This window comes from Meiothermus sp. CFH 77666, from assembly GCF_017497985.1.
In the GTDB taxonomy this organism is placed as follows: domain Bacteria; phylum Deinococcota; class Deinococci; order Deinococcales; family Thermaceae; genus Meiothermus.
This window is the reverse complement of record NZ_JAGDFV010000014.1, coordinates 66168-87985: the sequence shown is the minus strand read 5'-3', so window position 1 is coordinate 87985 and position 21818 is coordinate 66168. Positions and strand designations below refer to the sequence as shown.

Annotated in this window: 17 protein-coding genes and 1 riboswitch; of the genes, 14 read left to right on the top strand and 3 right to left on the bottom strand. The window is 65.8% G+C overall.

From position 1 onward, the window contains the following. Positions 1-110 precede the first annotated feature (110 nt). Complete coding sequence (locus J3L12_RS09065) at positions 111-632, bottom strand: HNH endonuclease (RefSeq protein ID WP_208014729.1); 522 nt, start codon at positions 630-632, stop codon at positions 111-113. A gap of 364 nt (positions 633-996) precedes the next feature. Between J3L12_RS09065 and hslO the strand changes: the two genes are divergently transcribed. Further along, the gene (hslO, locus tag J3L12_RS09060) at positions 997-1923 is read left to right on the top strand and encodes an Hsp33 family molecular chaperone HslO (protein WP_208014728.1); all 927 of its coding nucleotides are present in this window, start codon (positions 997-999) and stop codon (positions 1921-1923) included. Between the two features lie 33 nt (positions 1924-1956). Here the strand turns inward: hslO and J3L12_RS09055 are convergent, their stop codons facing one another. Further along, entirely contained in the window at positions 1957-3738 is a 1782-nt protein-coding gene (locus J3L12_RS09055; RefSeq protein WP_208014727.1) for a hypothetical protein, read from the bottom strand. 440 nt (positions 3739-4178) lie between these two features. Beyond that, positions 4179-4325: riboswitch (cobalamin riboswitch) on the top strand. An 89-nt stretch (positions 4326-4414) separates the two neighbouring features. Between J3L12_RS09055 and J3L12_RS09050 the strand changes: the two genes are divergently transcribed. Genes J3L12_RS09050 through J3L12_RS08990 form a run of 13 tightly spaced genes read left to right on the top strand, consistent with a single transcriptional unit; the run spans position 4415 to position 20611 of the window. Beyond that, complete coding sequence (locus tag J3L12_RS09050) at positions 4415-5281, top strand: ABC transporter substrate-binding protein (protein WP_208014726.1); 867 nt, start codon at positions 4415-4417, stop codon at positions 5279-5281. A gap of 3 nt (positions 5282-5284) precedes the next feature. Then, entirely contained in the window at positions 5285-6346 is a 1062-nt protein-coding gene (locus tag J3L12_RS09045; protein WP_208014725.1) for an iron ABC transporter permease, read from the top strand. Between the two features lie 11 nt (positions 6347-6357). Then, positions 6358-6921, top strand: a complete 564-nt coding sequence (gene cobO / locus J3L12_RS09040) for a cob(I)yrinic acid a,c-diamide adenosyltransferase (protein WP_208014724.1) — start codon at positions 6358-6360, stop codon at positions 6919-6921. Between the two features lie 10 nt (positions 6922-6931). After that, positions 6932-7315 carry a hypothetical protein gene (locus J3L12_RS09035; RefSeq protein WP_208014723.1) on the top strand — a complete coding sequence of 128 codons (384 nt, stop codon included), beginning with the start codon at positions 6932-6934 and terminating at the stop codon, positions 7313-7315. After that, entirely contained in the window at positions 7312-8247 is a 936-nt protein-coding gene (locus J3L12_RS09030; RefSeq protein WP_208014722.1) for an ABC transporter substrate-binding protein, read from the top strand. The genes J3L12_RS09035 and J3L12_RS09030 overlap by 4 nt, the downstream gene beginning before the upstream one ends. After that, on the top strand, positions 8244-9266 hold the full coding sequence (locus J3L12_RS09025) for an iron ABC transporter permease (protein WP_208014721.1): 1023 nt from the start codon (positions 8244-8246) through the stop codon (positions 9264-9266). The genes J3L12_RS09030 and J3L12_RS09025 overlap by 4 nt, the downstream gene beginning before the upstream one ends. Further along, a complete protein-coding gene (locus tag J3L12_RS09020; protein WP_208014720.1) occupies positions 9263-10039 on the top strand; it encodes an ABC transporter ATP-binding protein in 777 nt (258 codons plus the stop codon). Before J3L12_RS09025 ends, J3L12_RS09020 begins: the two co-directional genes overlap by 4 nt. Continuing rightward, on the top strand, positions 10036-14382 hold the full coding sequence (cobN, locus tag J3L12_RS09015; RefSeq protein WP_208014719.1) for a cobaltochelatase subunit CobN: 4347 nt from the start codon (positions 10036-10038) through the stop codon (positions 14380-14382). Before J3L12_RS09020 ends, cobN begins: the two co-directional genes overlap by 4 nt. Next, complete coding sequence (locus J3L12_RS09010) at positions 14379-16007, top strand: VWA domain-containing protein (RefSeq protein ID WP_208014718.1); 1629 nt, start codon at positions 14379-14381, stop codon at positions 16005-16007. The genes cobN and J3L12_RS09010 overlap by 4 nt, the downstream gene beginning before the upstream one ends. Further along, entirely contained in the window at positions 16004-17323 is a 1320-nt protein-coding gene (locus J3L12_RS09005) for a cobyrinate a,c-diamide synthase (protein WP_208014717.1), read from the top strand. The genes J3L12_RS09010 and J3L12_RS09005 overlap by 4 nt, the downstream gene beginning before the upstream one ends. After that, entirely contained in the window at positions 17320-18228 is a 909-nt protein-coding gene (gene cbiB, locus J3L12_RS09000; protein ID WP_208014716.1) for an adenosylcobinamide-phosphate synthase CbiB, read from the top strand. The genes J3L12_RS09005 and cbiB overlap by 4 nt, the downstream gene beginning before the upstream one ends. 9 nt (positions 18229-18237) lie before the next feature. Then, positions 18238-19239, top strand: a complete 1002-nt coding sequence (locus J3L12_RS08995; protein ID WP_208014715.1) for a histidinol-phosphate transaminase — start codon at positions 18238-18240, stop codon at positions 19237-19239. Then, positions 19226-20611, top strand: coding sequence for a cobyric acid synthase (locus tag J3L12_RS08990; RefSeq protein ID WP_208014714.1), 1386 nt, complete (start codon positions 19226-19228; stop codon positions 20609-20611). The genes J3L12_RS08995 and J3L12_RS08990 overlap by 14 nt, the downstream gene beginning before the upstream one ends. Positions 20612-20786: 175 nt before the next feature. Here the strand turns inward: J3L12_RS08990 and J3L12_RS08985 are convergent, their stop codons facing one another. Then, positions 20787-21725: a transposase gene (locus J3L12_RS08985; protein WP_208014713.1), complete on the bottom strand. Its 939-nt coding sequence runs from the start codon at positions 21723-21725 to the stop codon at positions 20787-20789. Positions 21726-21818 lie beyond the last annotated feature (93 nt).

Below are 21818 nucleotides of genomic sequence, written 5' to 3'. Positions count from 1 at the left end.
CCAAGGTTGGGGTCGCGAGTTCGAGTCTCGTTTCCCGCTCCATAGCAACTTCCCTGCCCCCCACCCTAAAAGGTGGGGGGTTTCGTTTGGTGTCTAGGGCAGGTTTTGGGCTAGCGGTGGTGATCCACCTCGGGCAGGTACAGGCGCCAGGCCTCGGGCAGGTGGGGCAGATCGGCCACCAGCAAAAGGCTGTGGCGTGGGGCGATGGGGCGGCGGGCCAGGCGCATGCCGGCTTCCTCGGGGGTGCGGTTCTTCTTCTTGAGGTTGCAGGGGCGGCAGGCCGCTACCAGGTTTTCCCAGATGCTGCGGCCCCCCCGGCTTTTGGGGAGGACGTGATCCACGGTAAGGTCGCCCCCCCGCCTGCCGCAGTACTGGCAGGTGTAGGCGTCGCGGCGCAGGATGTTGCGGCGGTTAAGGGCAAGCCGCCCCGGAGGGCGGCGAACCAGACGTTTGAGGCGGATGATGCTGGGAACGGGGTAGGGCTTGCTGGGAGTTCGTAGGTATTCGCCGCTTTCCTCGACAACCTCGGCGGTTCCGTTCATGACCAGAATAACGGCCCGCTTGACGCTGGCCAGGCCCAGGGGCTCGTACCCGGCGTTGAGCACCAGGATGCGGGGGGAGTCGAGGTTCACAGTTTACAGAATACTCGAAAAATGTCAGAGGATTCTAGAGCAATGCCAGGCTCTTATCATTTGCCTGGGCATCGTCGTTTCAACCCCTCACCCGGCGACAGCGGTTACCGCCAGAGTTGTTTCATCTGGCAAAAGGAGCACCAAACTGACCTGCGCTGTCGCCACCCTCTCCCGCAAGGGGAGAGGGAAAGGGGAAAAGCCTGAGAGCAATGCTTCACAATACGATTTCGGCACGGCCTGGTACTTTACTGGTTCGGTAATCGGGCCTCATAAACCCGATTTAGGAAAGCTGAAAAAATTGAGCGCGGTGAAACCCTGAACCAACACCCTTTTGCCGCGGGCACGGCTGCTACAATCGGGTGTTATGGGTCGTTTGATTCGCGGGCTGGCAGCCCTGGGCAACCTGCGGGTGCTGGCCGTTGAAACCACCGATATTGCCGAAGAAGCTCGCATGCGCCACAAGCTTTCCCCCACCGCCACGGCGGCGCTGGGCCGGGCCATGAGCGGGGCTTTGCTGCTTACCTTTTTGCTCTCCAAAACGCCCAGGGAGCGGGTGAGCCTCCAGTTTGTGGGCGATGGCCCCTTGGGAGGGCCGGTGGTAGAGGCCGCCCCCGATGGATTTGTGCGGGGGTACGTCAAAAACCCCCAGGCCCACCCCCCCCTGCGGGCGGATGGCAAGCTGGATGTGGGGGCGGCCATTGGCCGGGGCGAGCTCAAGGTAGACCGACTTCTGCCCAACGAGGAGCTTTACCGCTCCAGCGTGGAGCTGGTGAGTGGGGAAATTGCCGAAGACCTGGCCCGCTACCTGTGGCAGTCTGAGCAAATTCCTTCGGCGGTGATGCTGGGGGTGCGGGTGCATGGAGAGGGCGAGGTGCAGGTGGCGGGGGGTGTGGCCATCCAGGTGCTGCCGGGCTGCCCCGAGGAGGTGATTGCCCGCCTCGAGCAGAACCTGCAAGGCCGCACCAGCATAACCGATTTGCTGCAGGAGCGGGGCCTCGAGGGCGCCGTGCTGGCCCTGATGGAGGGCCTGGACTACGACCCCACCGACCTGAGCGTGGTGGGCTTCCGCGAGGGGCACATCCCGCTTTCGTTCCGCTGCCGGTGTAGCCGCGAACGGGCCCTGAATGCGCTGGTCTACTTCTCGCCCCAGGAACGGGAAGAAATGATTGAACAAGACGGTGGGGCAGAGGTGCTGTGCCACTGGTGTGCCGAGCGATACCAGATTACCCCCGAGGAAATTCGCTCTCTGCCGTTGGGCGATGGCTTTGTGGGCGAAGTGCCCAAAGCCTGAGTGTGGATGGCAGCGCCCCCCCTCCGGCTGGGCTTACTTCCAGCGGTAGCGGGTGATGGTGAGGCCGCCAACGTAGAGATCGGGGATGGCGTTGGAGGCACCGCCGGGCGAGTGATAGTAAGTCACGCTGATGAACCCACTTGGCGTCTTGACCAGGTGGGCAGCGTTGAAGTCGTGGCCGGGGATCTCCAGCCACATCGGGTAGAGGCGCCCGCTCTGGCCTACCGGGGTGCCGGGCGTCCACTGCTGGGGGAGGTAGGGGACGGCGGGGTAGCCGTAGGTTGTGTTGTAATCCCGGTCTAGGTAGCTCGGCAGGAAGAAGTTGAGGCTGCTGTTGAGGTCGTATTGTATGCGGTGCCGGTAGAAGCAGCTAAAAGGCTGGATGCCCAGCAGGGGGACGCTCTGGCCGTTTCTTTCCAGGAAGGTGACGCGGAACTTCCCGCCGACGCGGGTAACCTTCCGGGCCAGGGGCTGGTCGGCAAAGGCCGGGTCGGGGTAGAGGATCTCGGTGGTCATCCGGTAGGTGCCGTCGGGGTAGATCCGCCCGTAGTAGGAGCGCTCGGCGTTCTCCTCGATGCCGAAGCCCTCCTCAACCGGGGTGGGGCGGGGGGTCAGGTCGTCTTTGATGCCCCGGTAGCCGTATTGGTTGTAGTCGTAGGCGGTGATGCTGAAGTTGATCCCACCCTCGGGTGCGGGGAAAACCACCGGGTTCATGGCGTAGCCCACCCAGTGGTTATCTTCATCGGGAAGGATGCGCAGGGTGGTCTCGTTGGCGTAGGGATTGAACCGCCAGCGCTGGGTGCCGCTCCAGGAGTCCAGCCGCTGTATGGCCAGGCCCCGCGCGGGGATGCGCCCGGTGGCCGACCAGCCCCCGGTGGGCAGGTAGGCGTTGGTATAGCCCGCCACATAGAGGTCGCCGCCCGGCTGGTCGTGCCAGAAGAGGAAGCTGGGGTAGAAGGTGAAGGCTAAGAGCTTTACAAAACTTCCATCACTGGCCTGAAAGCGGAACACCCGACCGGCTGCACTTCCAAAGTTGCCCACCCCCACCAGGAGGTGGTTGCGCTGGGTGTCGAAGGCCATCATCAGCGGCAGGTTGTCGCCTACTGGGTAGGCCCCGATGTTTTGCTGCTTGTTCATCTGCTCGAGGCGCTTCTCCCAGAGCACATTCATGGTTTCGGGGTCAATCTTCAGGATGAAGGCTTCCATGCAGTAGTAGTTACCATCCACACAGAACTGAGGGGGGTTGCTAGGCTGGCCCAGGGGCGCGAGGTCGGTGGTGGTGCCTGCGGCGTAGATGTAGCCGTCCGGCCCGGCCAGGATGGCGGTGGGGTAGCTGCGGAAGTACCAGCTATAGGTGCGCTGCCGCACCATCTGCATGGTGTTGGGATCCAGCAGGCCGATGTACATTCCGGCCCGCCAGTGCTGGCCCTCCTGGGTGGGGTTGGCAGCGGGAGCGTTATAGGGCGAGAGCGGCAGGGGGCGGGTGTCTTCCTCGCTCATGCCCTGCTTCCACTCCTGGTAGTAGGCCGTGCCGATGGGCACCAGGCCGTTTGGGAGCACGGCCTGCTGGTAGTTCATCCGCATGGGGATTTCTGAGGGCCGGAAGCCTTTTTTGACCAGGGCGCGGCGGGTGACCTCGAGGGGAAACTCGGGGTCTACATGGCCTTCCCCTTTGATCTGGAGCACCAGGCTGGTGATGCTCCGATCCTGGGAGCCACCACAGTAGGGCTCGCCGTTGTAGGTGAGGTCAAAGGTTTCAGGCCGGGGACAGGCGGTGAGTAAAAACAGTAGGGGTAGCAGGATGTACTTTCGCATAGCAGATCCGCGCCCGTGAGGAGCAGGGGACGAGAGCGCAGCATCAAAATACAAGATTTACAAACCGGAGGACGCCAATTTTGGCAAGCTCAGACCATTATCGCAGCGTCGTTATAGATGTCTATCCACGCTCGAGGAATTCTGGAAGTCTTCCCAGTTCAGCCTGCCCAGGCGGCAGTTTGACAAGCCTCCTCGATGGGAGGGTGGGTAGGGTATTGGGCAAGGCCCCTCAAACAACCGGCTGCACGAAATTGCTGTTCAGCAACCCCACCTGACCTCCCCTGCGCTGTAGGGGAGGTGCGAAAGGCGCAAGATTCGATCCTTCGATTAGTCATCGCTTGCCTCATTTGGCCGACCATCGTCAGCAGTCAAGGTGTGGTTCTTCGGGTTGCAAAAATGGAATACGAAAGGTATCTTGACCCCAGGCCCGCTAGGGCCAGAAAGCTCGAGCCGCTCTCGGTGGCTGGGCGCGTAGTCCAGCCTTAAAGTGGGGAAGTCCGGTGAAAATCCGGCGCTGTTGCGCAGCGGTAAGGCGCTGGGGGTTCCCAGCCCAAGCCCGAATACCTGCCGAGAAGTCCTCCTGAGCCGCAAAGGAGGACTCCCGCGCCAGACGGGAGAGTACGGGGTTCCCTCGTTCTCTGTTCGCAATCCAACGCTCGAGCGGATGGGAGCCAGAATGAAACAAATCGTTATCCTGCTGTCCGCGGTTTTCCTGAGCCTTGCTTTTGCCCAGTTTCCCCGCACCGTCACCGACGACCAGGGCCGCACCCTCACGTTGCCCAAGGCCCCACAACGCATCGTGACCATGCTGCCCTCGGCCACCGAGACCATCTGCAGTCTCTCGGAGGAGGCCTGCAAGCGCATTGTGGCCACCGACCAGTTTTCCAACTGGCCCGAGCGGGTGAAGGGCCTGCCCAAGGCGGGGGGCCTCATCAACCCCAACCCTGAGCTGATCATCTCGCTCAAGCCCGATCTGGTGATTGTGAACTCGCCCCGCATCGTGGAGCCCCTCGAGCGGGCGGGTATCCCGGTCTACATCACGCGTCCGCAAACCTACGCCGACATCTTTCGCACCGCCCGGGCTTACGGCGAGCTACTCGGTCTGAGAGCCGAGGCCGAGCGGCTAGTAGCCCGCATCCAGACCGAGGTCTTCGCGCTGGAAAGCCGGGCCGTCAAGGCCAGGGTACGCCCCCTGGTCTACTACGAGATCGACCCCACCCCCTACACTGCCGGGCCGGGCTCCTTCATCGGCGTGTTGATCCAAAAAGCCAGAGGGCAGAACATCATCCCGGCCGAGCTGGGCAACTTCCCCAAGATCAGCCCCGAACTGGTGGTGCAGCAAAAGCCCCAGGTGATCGTGGTCACCCACCCCGAGGTAGCGGCCATCAAGAACCGCCCCGGCTGGGCCGGCCTCCCGGCGGTGCAGCAGAACCGTATCTGCGCCTTTAGCGGCGAGGCCACCGACCTGCTCTCCCGTCCCGGCCCTAGGGTGGCGCAGGGGCTCAAACTTTTGATCGAGTGCCTCCACCCGGAGCTTCGCTAGGCTATGCAGGGGCCGGCAAAGCCCACGGCCGTCTGGCCGTCTTTTGGCCTGCTGGCCAGGCGCGGCCTCACCTTCGCGGGACTCTTGCTGCTGCTGGGTCTGGCCCTGGTGCTGGGGGTGGGGCAGGGCGCGGTCTACGTGCCCCCCACCGAGGTGGTGGCGGCCCTGCTGGGCGAGCGCGAAAATCCCATCATCACCGAGCTGCGCCTGCCCAGGGTGCTGGGGGCCATGCTGGTAGGGGCCGCGCTGGGCCTCGCGGGGGCGGCCTATCAGGGCCTTTTTCGCAACCCCCTGGCCGACCCCTACCTGATGGGGGTGGCCGCCGGGGCCTCTTTCGGCTTCACCCTAACCCTGAGTCTGAGCGGCCTTCTGGCGGGCTTTGGCGCAGGCCTCTTCTTCGCCAGCCTGCCCACCACCGCGGCCCTGGGCGCCTTTTTAGGTGCGGTGCTGGCGGTGGTGCTCACGCTCACCCTGGCCGGGGGCGCCCAGAGCGGCCTGCACCTGATTCTGGCCGGGGTGGTGGTGGGTAGCGTGCTTACCGGTCTTTCTACCCTGATTTTACTTCTCGATACCGACCGCATCCGAGAGGTCTTCAGCTACACCCTGGGCAGCCTCAGCTTTATGGGCTGGCGGGGCGTAGGAATGTTGGCGATGGGACTCGCTGTAGCCTTGCCGATCGTGTGGGGCCTGGCCCGGGCCCTGAACGCCCTCTCCCTGGGCGAGGAGACCGCCCGCAGCCTGGGTCTGCCCCTCTCGAGCCTGCGGCTGCTGCTGATCGCTCTTTCTACCCTGCTTACCGCCCTCTCGGTGGTACAGGCCGGCATCATCGGCTTTGTGGGCTTTGTGGCTCCGCACGCCTTGCGGCAGCTGGTGGGAGGCGACTACCGGTATCTCCTGCCCGCCTCGGCCCTGGGCGGGGCTCTGCTCCTCACCCTGGCCGACTGGGCCGCGCGGGTGGTGGTGCGGCCCGCCGAGCTGCCCGTAGGGGTAATCACCACCCTTTTGGGGGGGCCCTTTTTCCTCTACCTGCTCTGGCGGGCCAGGCGGGGCCTTCAATGGGGCTAAGGAGGTAAGCGGTGGAAGAGCCAAAGCGGGAAAAGCCCTACCAGAAGCCCAGCGGGGAGCGGCGGGGGCTGGTGCTGGTCTACACCGGCGAGGGCAAGGGCAAGACCACCGCCGCCCTGGGGCTGGTGCTGCGGGCGGTGGGCCGAGGCTTTCGGGCCCGTGTCTTCCAGTTCATGAAGCACGAGCAGGCAGCCTTTGGCGAGCACCGGGCTTTAGAGCGGCTGGGGGTGGCGATTGAGGGCCTGGGCGACGGGTTTAGCTGGAAGTCCAAAGACCTAGAGAAGTCGGCGGCGCTGGCCTACGCCGGGTGGCAAAAAGCTCGAGCGGAATTGCTTTCTGGCGCCTACTTCCTGGTGGTCTGGGACGAGATCAGCTACCCCATCCGCTATGGCTGGATTCCCTTAGAGGAGGTGCTCTTGGCGCTCAAAGAAAAACCCAGGGAAGCACACGTGGTGCTCACCGGGCGGGGCATGCCGAAGGAGATCCTCGAGCTGGCCGACACCGTGAGCGAAGTGAGGAAGGTCAAGCACGCCTTCGACGCAGGAGTGCCGGCCCAGCGGGGCATCGAGCACTGAGGGAGCCAATATGCGAAAACCCCACAAGCACCCTGCCCTGAGTCAGATCATTTTCTGCGTGGGCGGGGTTTGCGGCGGCAAGGGACAGGCCGAGGTGCCCAAACAGGCCCTGCTCACGCGTTGGAAGCAGGAGTACCTCTGGCGGGCCTGCCACATCAGCTTCAGCGACTGCCTGGGGCCCTGCGAGCTGGCCAACAACGCTTGCGTTCTGACCGCTACAGCGACTGTTTGGTTAGGCGAGCTCACTCCAGAAGATTACCAGACCCTGGCGGAGTGGGCCGCCCGTTGCAAACAAGCGGCGCGGCTGCTTCCCCTACCTACGTCACTTATGGAAAAGCAAATCCAGCGCTTTGCAGAAGCTGGATCTATCCCCCTGGAAAGGAGAAACGCATGAAAAGGTTACTGCTCGTTACGATGATGGCCCTGGCCGGGCTGGCCTGGGCCCAGGCACCCTTGACCATCAGGAACTGTGGCCTCGAGCTCAAAATCAGCGCACCGCCCAAGCGGGCCGTGACCATGAACCAGGCCGCCACCGAGATCCTGCTGGCCCTGGGGCTGCAAGACCGGATGGTGGGCACGGCCTACCTCGATGACGCCATTTTGCCCGAGTATGCCAGCGCCTACGCCAAGGTGCCGGTGCTGGCCAAGCAGTATCCCTCGCGTGAGGTGCTGCTGGGGGTTCAGCCCGACTTCGTGTACGGTTCCTACGCCAGCGCCTTCGGCAGGGACGCCGCGGGCCCCCGCGCCGAGCTGGTCAGGCTGGGCATCATACCCTATCTCAGCCCCATGGCCTGCGAGGATCGCAGCCTGCGCCCCCGGCAGACCACGTTTGAGGATGTATACGGGGAAATACTGGATATTGGTCGCATCTTTGGGGTGGAGAGCCGGGCCAGGGCCATGGTTGCCCGGATGCGCAGCCAGGGTTTGAAGGCGCGGGTCGCTGCCGCGGGGCAGACCCCTCTGCGGGTGCTCTGGTACGATAGCGGCACCGATAAGCCTTACGTGGGCGCGTGCTGCGGAGCCCCTGGGATGATTATGCGCCAGCTTGGGGTGCGTAACGTGTTTGCCGATGCCCCGGGCTCCTGGGCCGAGGTGAGCTGGGAAAGCGTGGTGGCGCGGGAAATTGACGTGATTGTAGTGATCGAAGCGGACTGGTCAAAGGCTGAGGATAAGATTCGCTACCTGACCACCAATCCCACCTTCGCTAACATCAAGGCGGTGCGGGAAAAACGCTTCATCACCATTCCCTTCAGCTACACTACCCCCGGGGTGCGCAACGCGCTGGCCCTCAAGCTGCTCTCCGAGAAGCTCTACCCGAGGCAATGAAGTTCTCCTTCACGCACTGGATGCTGGTGCTGGGCTTGCTACTGCTGTCTTCCATAACCTTGGCGGTCATGCTGGGACCGGTGCCCATCGCCGCTGGGGAGGTCTGGCGGATCGCCTGGCACCGGCTGGGGGGGCACCTCGAGCCCACCTGGAGTGCGGCGCAGGAGAACATCGTGTGGTACCTGCGCTTTCCCCGGGTCTTGCTGGGGGTAGTGGTTGGAGCCTCGCTGGCGGTGGCCGGGGTGGTGATGCAGGCCCTGGTACGCAATCCCCTGGCCGACCCCTACCTGCTGGGCGTGAGCGGCGGCGCCTCCACCGGGGCGGTGCTGGCCCTGGCCACCGGCTGGTTGGGGTTTGCCGGGCTATATGGCGTCTCCATCGGGGCCTTTGTGGGTTCCCTGGCCAGCCTGGGGCTGGTCTTGGCGCTGGCCCGCCTGGGGGGACAGATGAGCCCGACCCGGCTCATTCTGGCCGGCGTGGCCGTGGCTTATCTGTTCTCAGGGTTGACCAGCCTGATCACCCTGACCGGAGAACGCGAGCTGGCCCGGGCGGCCCTGTCCTGGCTGCTTGGCAGCCTTTCGGGCAGCCAGTGGCGCGATTTGGGGTTACCCAGTCTTGTGCTTTTGCTTTGCACCCTGGCATTGCTTTTCTCTAGCCGGGCCCTCAACGCCATCGCCATAGGCGACGAGACGGCTACTACCCTGGGCCTCGAGGTGCCTCGCCTGCGCCTGGGCCTTATCCTGCTGGCCTCGCTGCTGACCGCGGTGGCCGTGGCTGTGGCCGGTGCGGTGGGGTTTATCGGGCTGATGCTACCCCACATGGCCCGTTTTCTGAGCGGGGCCGACCATCGTCGCCTGCTACCTACCGCCGCCTTGCTGGGCGGCCTGTTCACCATCTGGGTGGATGTGGGCGCGCGGATGCTCTTTGCACCGCAGGAGGTTCCGTTAGGGGTGATCACCGCTTTGCTGGGAGCTCCATTTTTTCTGTGGCTGATGCTCACCCGGCGGGAGGTACGATGATCAACCTCAAGGCCCACCAGGTCTCCTTAAGGCTCGGCCAGCAGTGGGTACTGGAGCGCATCTCCCTGAGCCTGGATACTCCCAGGGTCGTGGGGCTCCTGGGGCCCAATGGGGCCGGAAAATCGAGCCTGCTTCGCCTGCTGTACCGCGCCCTGCGACCGGCAGCGGGTTGGGTAGAGCTGGCGGGCAAGAACCTGTGGCATTACACCGGCCGCGAGGCCGCCCGGCGGCTCGCGGTGGTAAGCCAGGATAGCGCTCAGGAGCCGGGTTTTACGGTTCTGGAAATGGTGCTCATGGGCCGCACGCCCCACAAGAGCTGGTTTGAGCCGGATACGCCCGCCGATATCCAAATGGCCCGGGAAGCCCTGGCTCGGGTGGGCCTGGATGCGCTCCTACAGCGCCCCTACCAGACGCTCTCGGGCGGTGAGAAACAAAGGGTTCTGATCGCCCGGGCGCTAGCCCAGCGGGCCCGCATTTTGCTCATGGACGAACCCACCAACCACCTAGATGTGCGCTACCAGCTAGACGTTCTGCACCTGGTGCGAGACCTGGGCTTGCCCGCGGTGCTGGCCCTGCACGATCTCAACCTGGCCGCCATGTTTTGCGACCACCTGGTGCTTCTGTCCGCAGGGCGGGTGGTAACCGAAGGCCCGCCCGAGGCGGTTCTCACCCCTGAAAATCTTTGGGCGGTGTACCGGGTCAAAGCGCGGATTGAAACCCACCCCACCACCCAACGACCCTTGGTGGTGCTGCTACCCCCGGAGGCTTCATGACCTACCGTCAAAAAGTCCTCCGCCCCGACGGCCGCTCGGTGCACATCGTGCAAAAGCGCGGTCACCTGAGCTACTGCTACACCGGCTGCTGCTGCGGCCACACCGAGCGGGGCTACGCGCCGGTGCCGGCCGAGGTCTACAAGGAAGAGTGGCTGCGGCGCAGACTCAGGAACGTGGTGCACCTGACTAAAGGAGGCTGTCTGGGGCCCTGTACCCTAGCCAACGTGGCCGCGCTGGTTTTCGACGGGCGCTCGGTCTGGTTCCATTCGGTCAACACCCCCTGGCAGGTGCGGCTCATCTTCGACTACATCGAGGCCATGCTCGGGGCCGACCGCTTTCTGCCGCCGCCCCCCGAGCTCTCGGAATACGCCTTCGATTTCTACGACTGGGCGGCCCGGGGTACTGCAGGCCGGGCCCCCGAACCCCTTCCGGGTGCCCAGAGCGAGGAAGGGCTTTCGGGCCTGGTTCTCCTCACCCACGCCGATACCGATCTGCTGGCCCTCGAGGGGGCCAAGCGTCTCCTGCCCCCAGGCTTTCCACCGGTCAGCGGCCTCAGCCTCAACCGCCTCAAATCCTCCGAGCAGATGGCCCTATGGCTCCAGGGTTCCTTGGGGCAGGCCCAGGTCGTGGTGCTGCGCCTGCACGGCTCGCCGGAGGGGGTGCCCGGGCTGGAGGCCCTCCAGGCCCACGTCCAGCGCAGAGGCCAGCGGCTCCTTTTCCTGAGCGGACTGGGCGAACTCCCCCCCGAGCTGGCCCGGCGCTCCACGGAAGAACCCTGGGTGCTGCACGAGGCCACCCGCTACCTGATGGCGGGCGGGGTGGACAACCTGCTAGAACTCTGCAAGTACCTTTCGGACGCCCTGCTGGGCAGCCGCTACGGCTATGCCCCGCCCACCACCCAGCCCGAACACGGGATCTACCACCCCCAGCTCCCGCAGGGAGCCACGCTAGAAGACTGGCTGCGCCTTATGGACTCAACCAGGCCCACGGTCGGGCTGCTCTTCTACCGGGCCCACTACCTCTCGGGCAACCTGGCTTTTGTGGACGCACTTGTGGAGGCCCTGGAAGCGCGGGGCCTGAACGCCCTGCCGGTCTACACCACCAGCCTCAAGGCGCTGGAGGAGGGCTTTCCAGTGGCCTTGCGGTTTATGGAGGGGTGGATCGACGTGCTCATCTCCACCCTGGCCTTCGCCCTGGGCGAGGTGCACAACGGCGCCATCACCCCCGCCGGTCAGGGGGTGGGCGCCTTCGCCCGGCTCGGGGTGCCGGTGGTTCAGGCAATTGCCGCCGGGATGCCCAAGGGGGCCTGGGAGGTGAGCGGCCGGGGGCTGAACCCCCTCGAGACCGCCATGCAGGTGGCCCTGCCCGAGTTCGACGGGCGGATTATCGGCGTGCCGGTGAGCTTCAAGGAACCCCAGGCAGAAAGCCTCTACACCCCCGAGCCCGATCGCCTAGACCGTGTGGCCGGCCTGGCCGCCCGGCTGGCCGCGCTCCGCCGCAAGCCCAACCGGGAAAAGCGAATAGCCATCGTGCTCACCAACTCCGGGGCCAAGGCTAAAAGCGTGGGGGGCGCGGTGGGCCTGGACACCCCGGCCTCGCTGCTGCGCCTACTGAGGGCCCTGCGGGCGCAGGGCTACACCCTGCCCGAGCTGCCCGAAAGCCCCGAGGCCTTGATGGAAGCGCTCCTCCGCCGGGGCACCTACGACCCGGCCCACCCCCTGAACCCCGCGCTGGCCTTCCGCATCTCCCGCAAAGACTACCTGGCCTGGTTCCGGGACTTCCCCGAAGCCCTGCGCTTCCGCATGGAGGACTTCTGGGGCGCCCCCCGCGAGCGGGGCTACACCCTGCGCGAGGGCAAACTCAAAACCGATAAGAAGACCCTGAGCAAGGGGCTGAAGGGCCTCGCCGCCCTGAGCCTGCGCGAGGAGCCCTACAGCGACGAGGAGAGCTACTGGGTGGCGGGCCTGGAGCTCGGCCACGTTCTCATCGCCCTCCAGCCCCCCCGGGGCTATGGCCTGGATCCCGACGCCATCTACCACACCCCCGACCTGCCCCCCACCCACCACTACGCGGCCTTCTACCGCTGGCTTGAGCAGGGCTGGGGGGCCGACGCCATCGTGCATCTGGGCAAGCACGGCACCCTGGAATGGCTTCCCGGCAAGGGGGTGGGCCTCTCGGCGGCCTGCGCCCCCGACGCCCTGCTGGGCGATCTGCCGCTGATCTACCCCTTCATCCTGAACGACCCCGGCGAGGGCACCCAGGCCAAGCGGCGGGCCCACGCGGTGGTGGTAGATCACCTGCCCCCACCCCTCACCCTGGCCGAGACCTACGGCCCGCTGGCCCGCCTGAGCGAGCTGGTGAACGAGTACTACGCTCTGGAAAAACTTGACCCCAGCAAGCTGCCCCTTTTGCAGCAGGAAATCTGGCAGCTTCTGCAAGAGACCCAGCTCCAGGCCGACCTCGAGCTGAGGCGCCTCCTCGAGGCCGACCACGGCGACCACAAGCACGAGTGGGACGAGACCCTCACCCCCGAGGGCGTCCCCACCAGCCTGGCCGAGATGGAAGGCCGCCAGGTGGCCCACCTGCTGGAGGACATCGAGGGCTACCTCTGCGAGCTGGGGCTGGCCCAGATACGGGACGGCCTGCACATACTGGGCCAGCTACCCCCCTTCCCCGAGACGCTCCGGGCCCTGACCCGCCTGCCCAACGGCGGGGTTCCGGGCTGGCTCGAGGCCCTGGCCCGGGCCTACGGCTTTGGGCTGGAGGAGCTTATGGAGCACAAAGGCCGCCGTCTGGAGCCGCCTCACCCACTGGGCCAGAGCCACGGCCAGGTGCTGGAGCGCTTAGAACAGCTAGCCCTGGCAACCTACGAGCGGCTGGAGCGGGAGGGCTTCAACCCTGAGCGAATCGGGGCCGTGCTCACCGCCCTGCCCCCGCCCCTCGCCGAGCCCCGTGCCCTGGAAGACCTGGCCCAGACCCTGCGCTTCGCCTGCCTTTACCTGGTGCCAGCCCTGGAGCGCACCGACGATGAGATTGAACACGTCCTTCTGGCGCTGGAAGGGGGCTACGTGCCCGCCGGACCCGCCGGGGCCCCCAGCCGCGGCCAGGCCCACGTCCTGCCCAGCGGGCGCAACTTTTACGCTGTGGATCCCCGAGCCCTGCCCTCGCAGGCCGCCTGGCGGGTGGGCCAGCGTCTGGCCCAGGAGGCCCTCGAGCGCCACCTCAAGGAGACCGGGCGCTACCCCGAGATGGTGGCCCTCTCGGCCTGGGGCACCGCCCAGATGCGCACCCAGGGCGACGAGGTGGCCGAGGTGCTGGCCTTTCTAGGGGTGCGGCCCCGCTGGCACCCGGTGAGCCGCCGTATTGAAGGGCTGGAGGTAATACCCCTAGAAGAGCTGGGCCGTCCGCGCATTGACGTGACCCTGCGCATCTCCGGCTTCTTCCGAGACGCCTTCCCCCACCTGATTGAGCTTCTGGACGAAGCCTTTGAGCGGGTGATGCACCTGCCCGAAGATCTTAATCTGAACTACCCCCGCAAGCACTACCTGGAGGCCTTAGGCCAAGCTGACTGCGATCGGGAGTGCGGACTGGAAGAAGCCGAGGCCAAGGCCCGCTGGCGCATCTTCGGTTCCAAGCCAGGAAGCTACGGGGCCGGTCTCCTGCCCTTGATCGAGGCCGGCAACTGGGAAGGCCCGGCCGACCTGGCCCAGGTCTACCTGGAATGGGGCGGCTACGCCTACGGAAAGGACGCCGATGGGATAGAGGCCAAGGCGGTCTTCGCTGAGCGGCTTAGACGGGTGGAGGTGGCCCTGCACAACCAGGACAACCGCGAGCACGACATCCTTGACGCCGACGACTATTTTCAGTACCACGGGGGGCTTATTGCTGCGGTGCGGGCCCTGAAGGGCGAGGCGCCCAAGGCCTATTTTGGCGACACCGCCGACCCCGAGCGGCCCAGAACCCGCAGCCTTCAGGAGGAGATCCTGCGGGGCTACCGCAGCCGGGTGGTGAACCCCAAGTGGCTCGAGGCCATACGCCGGCACGGGCACAAGGGGGGGCTGGAGATGAGCGCTACGGTGGATTATCTCTTTGGTTATAGCGCCACCGCCGGGGTGGTGCCGGACTTTGTGTGGGAGGAGGTGGCCCAGGTGTACGCCCTCGAGCCCGAGAACCAGACCTTTCTCAAAGCGCACAACCCCTGGGCCCTGCAGGCCATCGCCCAGCGGCTGCTGGAGGCCGCCGAACGGGGCCTCTGGCAGGCTCAGGAAAAGACGCTGGAGGCCTTGAAGGAAGCCCTGCTGGCCGGAGAAGCGGCAGCCGAGGCGTTGGGGGAGGCTTTGTGAACTACCCCTTTGCCGCCATCGTAGGACAGGAGCGGATGCGCCTGGCCCTTCTGCTGGCCGCCCTTGATCCCAGCCTCTCGGTGCTTTTGCAGGGCGAGAAAGGCAGCGCCAAAACCACCGCCGCTCGGGCCCTGGCCGAGCTTTTGCCCGAGGGGGCGCCCTTTGTGAACCTGCCCATCGGCGCTGGAGAGGAGCGGCTTCTGGGGGGGCTCGACCTGGACAAGGCCCTCGCGGGACAGCCCGCCCTAAAGCCCGGGCTTATCCACCAGGCCCACGGGGGGGTGCTCTACTGCGACGAGATTAACCTGCTGGCCCCCCACCTGACCGACGCCCTGCTGGACGTGGTAGCAAGCGGGGTGGGGCGACTGGAGCGGGAAGGGTTTAGCCTGGAGTACCCCGCCCGCTTCGTGCTCCTGGCCAGCATGAACCCGGAGGAGGGACGGCTCAGACCCCAGCTCTACGACCGCTTTGCCCTGAAGGTGGGGGTACAGGGACTCGCTGACCCCGCGGAACGCGCCCTGGCCCTGAAGCGCCGCCTAGCCTTTGAAGCCGACCCTGCCAGTTTCCGCGCCCAGTGGGCCGAGGCCCAGGAGGCGCTCCGGCTAAGGCTTGGGCGAGCCCGCTCGAGGCTGAGCGCGCTCGAGCTGGCGGAGGATCTACTCCTCGAGATCGGCCAGCGGGTGGCGGCCTTGGAGGTGGGCAGCCTCCGTGCCGACCTGGCCCTAGCCAAGGCCGCCCGGGCCCTAGCCGCCTGGGAGGAGCGGACAGAGGTGAGCTGGGCGGAGGTGGAGGCGGTCTGGCCCCTGGTGCTGCCGGAACACCCAAGCCCGCCCCCCAAGCCCCAGACCCCCCCTTCCCCGCCCGTGCCACCCGAGCCCGCCCCGGAACAGGTCTTCGCCCCTAAAACGCCCGCCCACGCCCTGCGGCTCGAGGGCCCCAGCCTGCGCCAGGGCCGAGGCCCGACCGCCCCCAGGGGCCCCCAGGTGCGGGCGGTGCCGGAACCGGAGCCGAGGCGGCTCGAGCTTCGAGCCTCGCTCCTTCACGCCGGGCTCAGAGGGGCCAGCCGGATCGAGCGGCAGGATCTGCATGAGCGAATCGAGCAAACCCAAAGCGGCCAGCGGCTTCTCCTGGTGGTGGACGCTAGCGGCTCCCTGGCCGCCGAGGCTCGCATAGCCTGGGCTAAAGGGGCTTTGCTCCGCTTGCTGGAAGAGGGCGCTGAAGAAGTGGGTCTCATCACCTTCCGCGGTGCCGAGGCCCGGCTGATCCTCCCCTTCACCCGCGACCTGGAAGCAGCAAAGCAGGCCCTAGAGCACCTGCCAACCGGAGGGCGCACCCCGCTGGCCGCGGCCCTGGCCCTAGCCCGCGAGCACCTGGACGAGCGCACCCGGCTGGTGCTGATCACCGACGGCCGGGCCAACCTGGCCCACCGGGGAGGCGACCCCTGGGCCGAGGCCCTGGAGGAGGCCCAGCGCATCACCCGCCCTGCGGCGGTGCTGGATGTGGAAGCGGGCCCCCACCCCCTGGGCCGGGCCCGGCATCTGGCCCAGGCCATGGGGGCCCGGTACGCCCGGCTCGACGACCTGAGCGACCACACTGTTCTGCTTCGCCTGGAGGAGGCCCGATGAACCTACCCCGCCTGGTGGTGGCTGCCCCCCACTCCGGGGCGGGCAAGACCACCCTCAGCCTGGTGCTGGCCGCGGCCTTCCAGGAGGGGGGCCGGACGGTGCAGCCCTACAAGGTGGGCCCGGACTACCTCGACCCCACCCACCTTACCCATCTGACCGGAAGAGCGGCGCGCAACCTGGACGGCTACTTCCTGGAAGGCCCCGAACTGCTGGAGGTCTTCCGCCGGGGGGCCCGCGGGGCCGACCTGGCCCTAGTGGAGGGGGTGATGGGCCTCTTCGACGGCCAGGATCCGCGGGGGCGGGTGGGCTCCACCGCCCAGGTGGCCAAGCTTCTAAGAGCCCCGGTGGTACTCTGCCTGGACGCCTCGGCCATGGCCGGCTCCATTGCCGCCCTGGTGCGCGGCTTCCGCGACCATGACCCCGAAGTCTGGCTGGGCGGGGTGGTGGCCAACCGGGTGGGCTCTGCGCGGCACGCCGCCCTGCTGGAAGAGGCCCTGCTCCCCCTGGGGGTACCTTTTCTAGGCTACCTGCCCAGCGAGCCAGATCTTAGCCTCCCTGAACGGCACCTGGGCCTGTATCGGGCCGACGAGGCCAGGCTGGAAAAAGCTGCGCTCCTGCGAGCCGCTCAGAATCTGAATCTGGAGAGGCTGCTCGCCCTGGCCCAAAGCGCCCTGCCCCTGCCCACCCTGCCCCACCGCCTGCCCGCGCCCGCCGAGCCCCCCAGGGTGCGGCTGGGGGTAGCCCAGGACGCCGCGTTTAGCTTCTACTACCCTGAGAACCTGGAGCTTTTGACCGGCTACGGGGCCGAACTGGTGCCCTTCAGCCCCCTGGAGGACGCCGACCTGCCGCCGGGGCTGGGAGGGCTGTACCTGGGTGGAGGCTACCCCGAGCTTTTCGCCAGGGAGCTCTCGGAAAACTGGAGGATGCGGGCGGCCCTGCGCCGCTTCCCGGGGCCCATCTACGCCGAGTGCGGGGGGCTAATGTACCTGAGCGAAGCCCTCCTCACCGAAGAGGGCCGCTTCGAGATGGTGGGCCTGGTGCCGGGCGCCTCGCGCATGCTAGGCCGACTGGTTTTGGGCTACCGCGAAGTGGAGGCCCTGGCCAACTCGCCCCTAGCTAAGCGGGGCTGGCGGGCCAAGGGGCACGAGTTTCACTACAGCGCCCGCGAGGTGATACCCCCGGCGGCCTGGCGGCTGGTGGCAGGAGGGGGCCTCGAGGGCTACGCTACGGGAAGCGTGCTGTCCAGCTACGTGCACCTCTACTTCCCCAGCCAGCCCCGGCTGGCAGAGCACTTCGTTCAGGAGGCCCTGGCTTGAGCATCCTGCTGGCCCTGCTGCTGGACTGGAGTCTGGGCGAGCCCCCGGCCCGGCTGCACCCGGTGGTCTGGATGGGCCGCTACCTGGGCTGGGCCGGGCGCGGCCTGCCAAAGCTCTCCGCTGCACGGGCTTTCTGGGCGGGGGGGCTGGCCTGGGGGCTGGGGGCCTTGCTCTTCGTCGGGGTTTATGCGTTCCTGGCCCGGTTGCTGGGGGGGCTGCCCTGGTGGCTAGAGGTGCCGCTAACCGCACTTCTGCTCAAGCCGCTTTTTGCCTTTCGAATGTTGCTGACGGAAGCTCGTGCGGTGGAAAAAGCCCTTCAGACAAGCCTCGAGGCAGGCCGGGCGCGCCTCTCCTTCCTGGTTAGCCGTAACACCCGTCAGCTAGATGAAGACCAGGTGCGGGAGAGCCTGCTCGAGTCCATCTCGGAAAATCTGTCCGACTCGGTGATAGCCCCCTTATTCTGGTATCTGCTGCTGGGCCTGCCGGGCGCCGCGCTTTACCGCTTCGCCAACACCGCGGATGCCATGTGGGGTTACCGGGGCGAGTGGGAGTGGGCCGGCAAATGGGCGGCCAGGGCCGACGACCTTATGAACCTGCTCCCGGCGCGCCTGACCGCCCTCCTGATCTGGGGGGTTGCGCCGATTTTTGCCCTCGGGCAGCTCCGGGCCGAGGCCCGCAAAACCCCCTCCCCCAACTCGGGCTGGCCCATGGCCGCGCTGGCCCTGGGCCTCGGGGTGCGCCTGGGCAAACCGGGGGTCTACGTGCTCAACCCCTCTTCCCCCTCCCCTTCGGCTGGCAACGTGCAACTCGGCCTGGCCCGGGTGGTGCAGGCGGGTTGGCTAGGGGGACTGCTCCTGGCCGGATTAGAGGTCTGGTTGCACTTTGTACTCGGCATTTCGAGGTGAAGCCCTAACATGATTGACGACGTCCTCAAGCCCATCCACGGCGGCACCGACAGCGGCCCGCCCCCGCGTTTCGACTTCTCCACCAACGCCAACGCCCTGGGGCCCGACCCCCATGCGCTGGCAGCCATCCAGGCCGCCGACCCGAGCCGCTATCCCGACCCCCTATACACCGAGCTTCACCAGGCCCTGGCCGCCCACCACGGGGTCAGCCCAGAGCAAATTGCCGTCGGGGGCGGCACCAGCGAGCTCATCCACCGGCTCACCCGCTGGCGCTACCTGCGAGGGCCCATGCTGATTCTGCCGCCCACCTTCAGCGAGTACGCACGGGCCGCCCAGCCTTCCGAGCTGCCCCTGCTCCAGGCCTCGAGCCCGTCCGAGTTTTTGCATCTGCTCCCGCGGGCCACCCTGGCCTTCCTGTGTGTGCCCAACAACCCCACCGGGGAGGTCTACGGGTTCCTGGGGGAGGCCGCCGCGATCGCCCAGCGCCACCCGGTCACCCTGGTGCTCGACCTGGCCTACTACCCCCTCAGCCAGAAACCCCCTCCCCTGCCCCCCACAGCCTGGCAGCTCCACAGCCCCAACAAGGCCCACGGCCTGACCGGGGTACGGGCGGGCTACCTGGTGGCCCCGGTGGATCTCACCCACCTCCGCCACATCGCCCCCTCCTGGGTGCTGGGGGTGCACGGCGAGGCCATGCTGCGGGCAGTGATACAGAGGCCCTCGCTCGACTGGGTGGCCCACACCCGCGAGGAGCTCTGGGGGCTGCGGTCGGCACTCGCGGCAGGGCTCAGAGACCTGGGCCTCGAGGTGCGTGAGAGCGTGGCGAATTTTTTGATGGTCAGGGTCGGCCAGGCCACCGCCGTGGCCCAAGCCCTGCGCGCCAGGGGCCTGCGGGTGCGCGACTGCACCAGCTTTGGGCTGCCGGAGTGGCTGCGCCTCTCGGCCCAGCGGCCCGAGGCCCAGGCGGAGCTTCTTTTGGCGCTGGAGGAAATCCTGCATGGGCAGGGGTAAAGCCATCATGGTGCAGGGCACCAGCAGCGGCGCCGGCAAGAGCTTTCTGGCCACCGCACTGTGTCGGTATTACGCCCGCCAGGGGCTCAAGGTCGCCCCCTTCAAGGCGCAAAACATGTCCAACAACGCGCGGGTGGTGGTCGGGGGTGAGATCGGCTCAGCCCAGTACTTTCAGGCCCTGGCCGCAGGGGTAACCCCGGAAGTGCGGATGAACCCGGTGCTGCTCAAGCCCGAGGCCGACCAGAAAAGCCAGGTGATTCTGCTGGGCCAGCCCCACCCCGAACTTTCCGGTCTGCCCTGGCGGGAGCGCAAGGCCCGGCTCTGGCCGGTGGTTAAGCAGACCCTGTACGAGCTTCTGTACGAGTACGACCTGCTGGTGATGGAGGGGGCCGGCAGCCCCGCCGAGATCAACCTCAGGGCCAGCGACATTGTGAACATGCGGGTGGCCCTCGAGGCCGAGGCCAGGGTCTTGCTCATCACCGACATTGACCGGGGCGGGGCCTTCGCGCACCTCTACGGCACCTACTTGCTGCTCGAGGAGGCCGAGCGGGCTTTGATCAGGGGATTCGTGCTCAACAAGTTTCGCGGCGATGCCCGCCTCCTAGCCCCCGGCCCCGAACAACTGCAAGCCCTGACCGGCGTGCCCACGGTGGCGGTTCTGCCCATGTGGCACGGCCACGGCCTCCCGGAGGAGGACGGCGTATTCGACGCCCGGAGGGTGGGTCGGGGTTTTCGTGTGGTCGTTGTGGTTTACCCGCGCATCTCCAACCTCGATGAGTTTGAGCCGCTCAAACACCTCCCCAACGTCGAGCTCTCCTGGGCGCGCAGACCCCAAGACCTTGTCGGGGCTGACCTGATCGTTCTGCCCGGCTCCAAGCACACCGTAAGCGACCTCGAGTGGCTGCGTCGGGAGGGGTTCGAAGCTCTTATCCGAAGGCATATTGAACAGGGAAAGCCGCTGCTGGGTATCTGTGGTGGGCTACAGATGCTGGGCCAGGCCATTCACGACCCACTGGGCATTGAGACGGCAGGGTTACACCGGGGTTTGGGCGCTTTATCTTTGTGCACCACCTTTACTCCCCAAAAGGTGCAGCGGCCCAGCAGCCTGGAGCTGTGCGGCCTGAGGGGTTTTTGGCAGGCCCTCGAGGGTCTGAAAATAGACGGTTACGAGATACACCACGGCCAGAGCGAGCGGCTTTTGGCCCAGGAAGGCAGCGTGCTGGGGCTCTACCTGCACGGTCTCTTCGAGAACCCAGAGGTGCTGCAGCGGCTGTTCGGGGTTCAGCCCACCGCCGGCGATGTGTTCAACCGGCTGGCCGATTTTGTGGGCCAGCATTCCGAAAAGGGCTTTTTGGAGGCTTTGGTTACCTGAAACTCTTCCGATCTGGACGCTTCCCTCGAGGCGATTTTCAAAGACGCAATCTCCTTTCTCCTGCTCCTGATGCGGGTGCTCAGGGTGGTATTTGCGTTTCCACAAATTTTGCGCTACTGAGAGCAGCCTCCCATTCAGCCTGGAAACTCGAAACCCAACTCAAGTTACGCAAGACTCAAGCAGCCGTGTCCAGGAAGGAATAGAGGTCATCTCGATTAAGGGTCAACTTGCGAGAAATGAGCCTGCGACGGAGTACAAATACTCCAGAATGGGTCTGAAGTTTGAGCCTTTGCAGGTAGTGGTAGGCCAACAGGCCAAAGGTCAGGTGGTGGGTGTAGGTTTGGATGTTGCGTTGTTGCACCCCCTGCCAGCCACACGCCTGCTTGAGGACTCGGAACACCTCCTCGATCTCAGCCCGGATTTTGTAGAGCTTTTTGACCATCTTCCACTCCAGTGAGGTATCGCTGGTCGCGTAGAACTTGCGCCCCCTACGAAAGACCTTGACCTCGATTCCGCCTTTGAGCTTACCGATGGAGTGCCAGTTGGGGTGAGTATAGCGGGTCTTGAGCGGCTTGCCATCCAGGTAGCGATTCTTCCTGAGTCGGGTGACAACGTGCCATCCCAAACGAAGCACCGTCTTGAGGACTTTCTGGCTGGCATACCAGGCATCGAACAAGACGGACTTCGGCGTTAGACCCCATGCCTTGGCTTGCCCGAGTAACTCAACAGCCAGATCGTGCTTGCTCTTGCCTTTGGTGTAGGGCAGAAAAGCCAGGGGGATGGTCTTCTTTCCATCACTCCAGCACAACAGAACTACACTCAACCCCAAGATGAATCCACCCGTTTTGGTGTCCAGCAGCTTGCCGACGCCTTCTAGCCCGAGGGTGTGTTTCTCCAGGATGGTGTCATCCAGGAGCAGATAACCGCCCTCCAGCTTCAACTTGTGCACCAAGTCCTTGTACAACGAACCCACATCACTGCTTTTGAGGGTTCGTTGGAACCAATCGTGGGAGATTGATTCGGCATGAAAGCCGTCTGCCAAACCGCTGCAACTTTGGTTATCGACCGAGACCAGCATTGCTTCCAAGTACGTCGCCAACGGGGTTATGCTCATCTGGGGGTCTCCTGTTCTGCCAGAAGGCCCCCATTCTATCGTCTTTTTGGCTGGGTTGCGTAACTTGAGACCCAAGTACCGGTGGGCCCACGC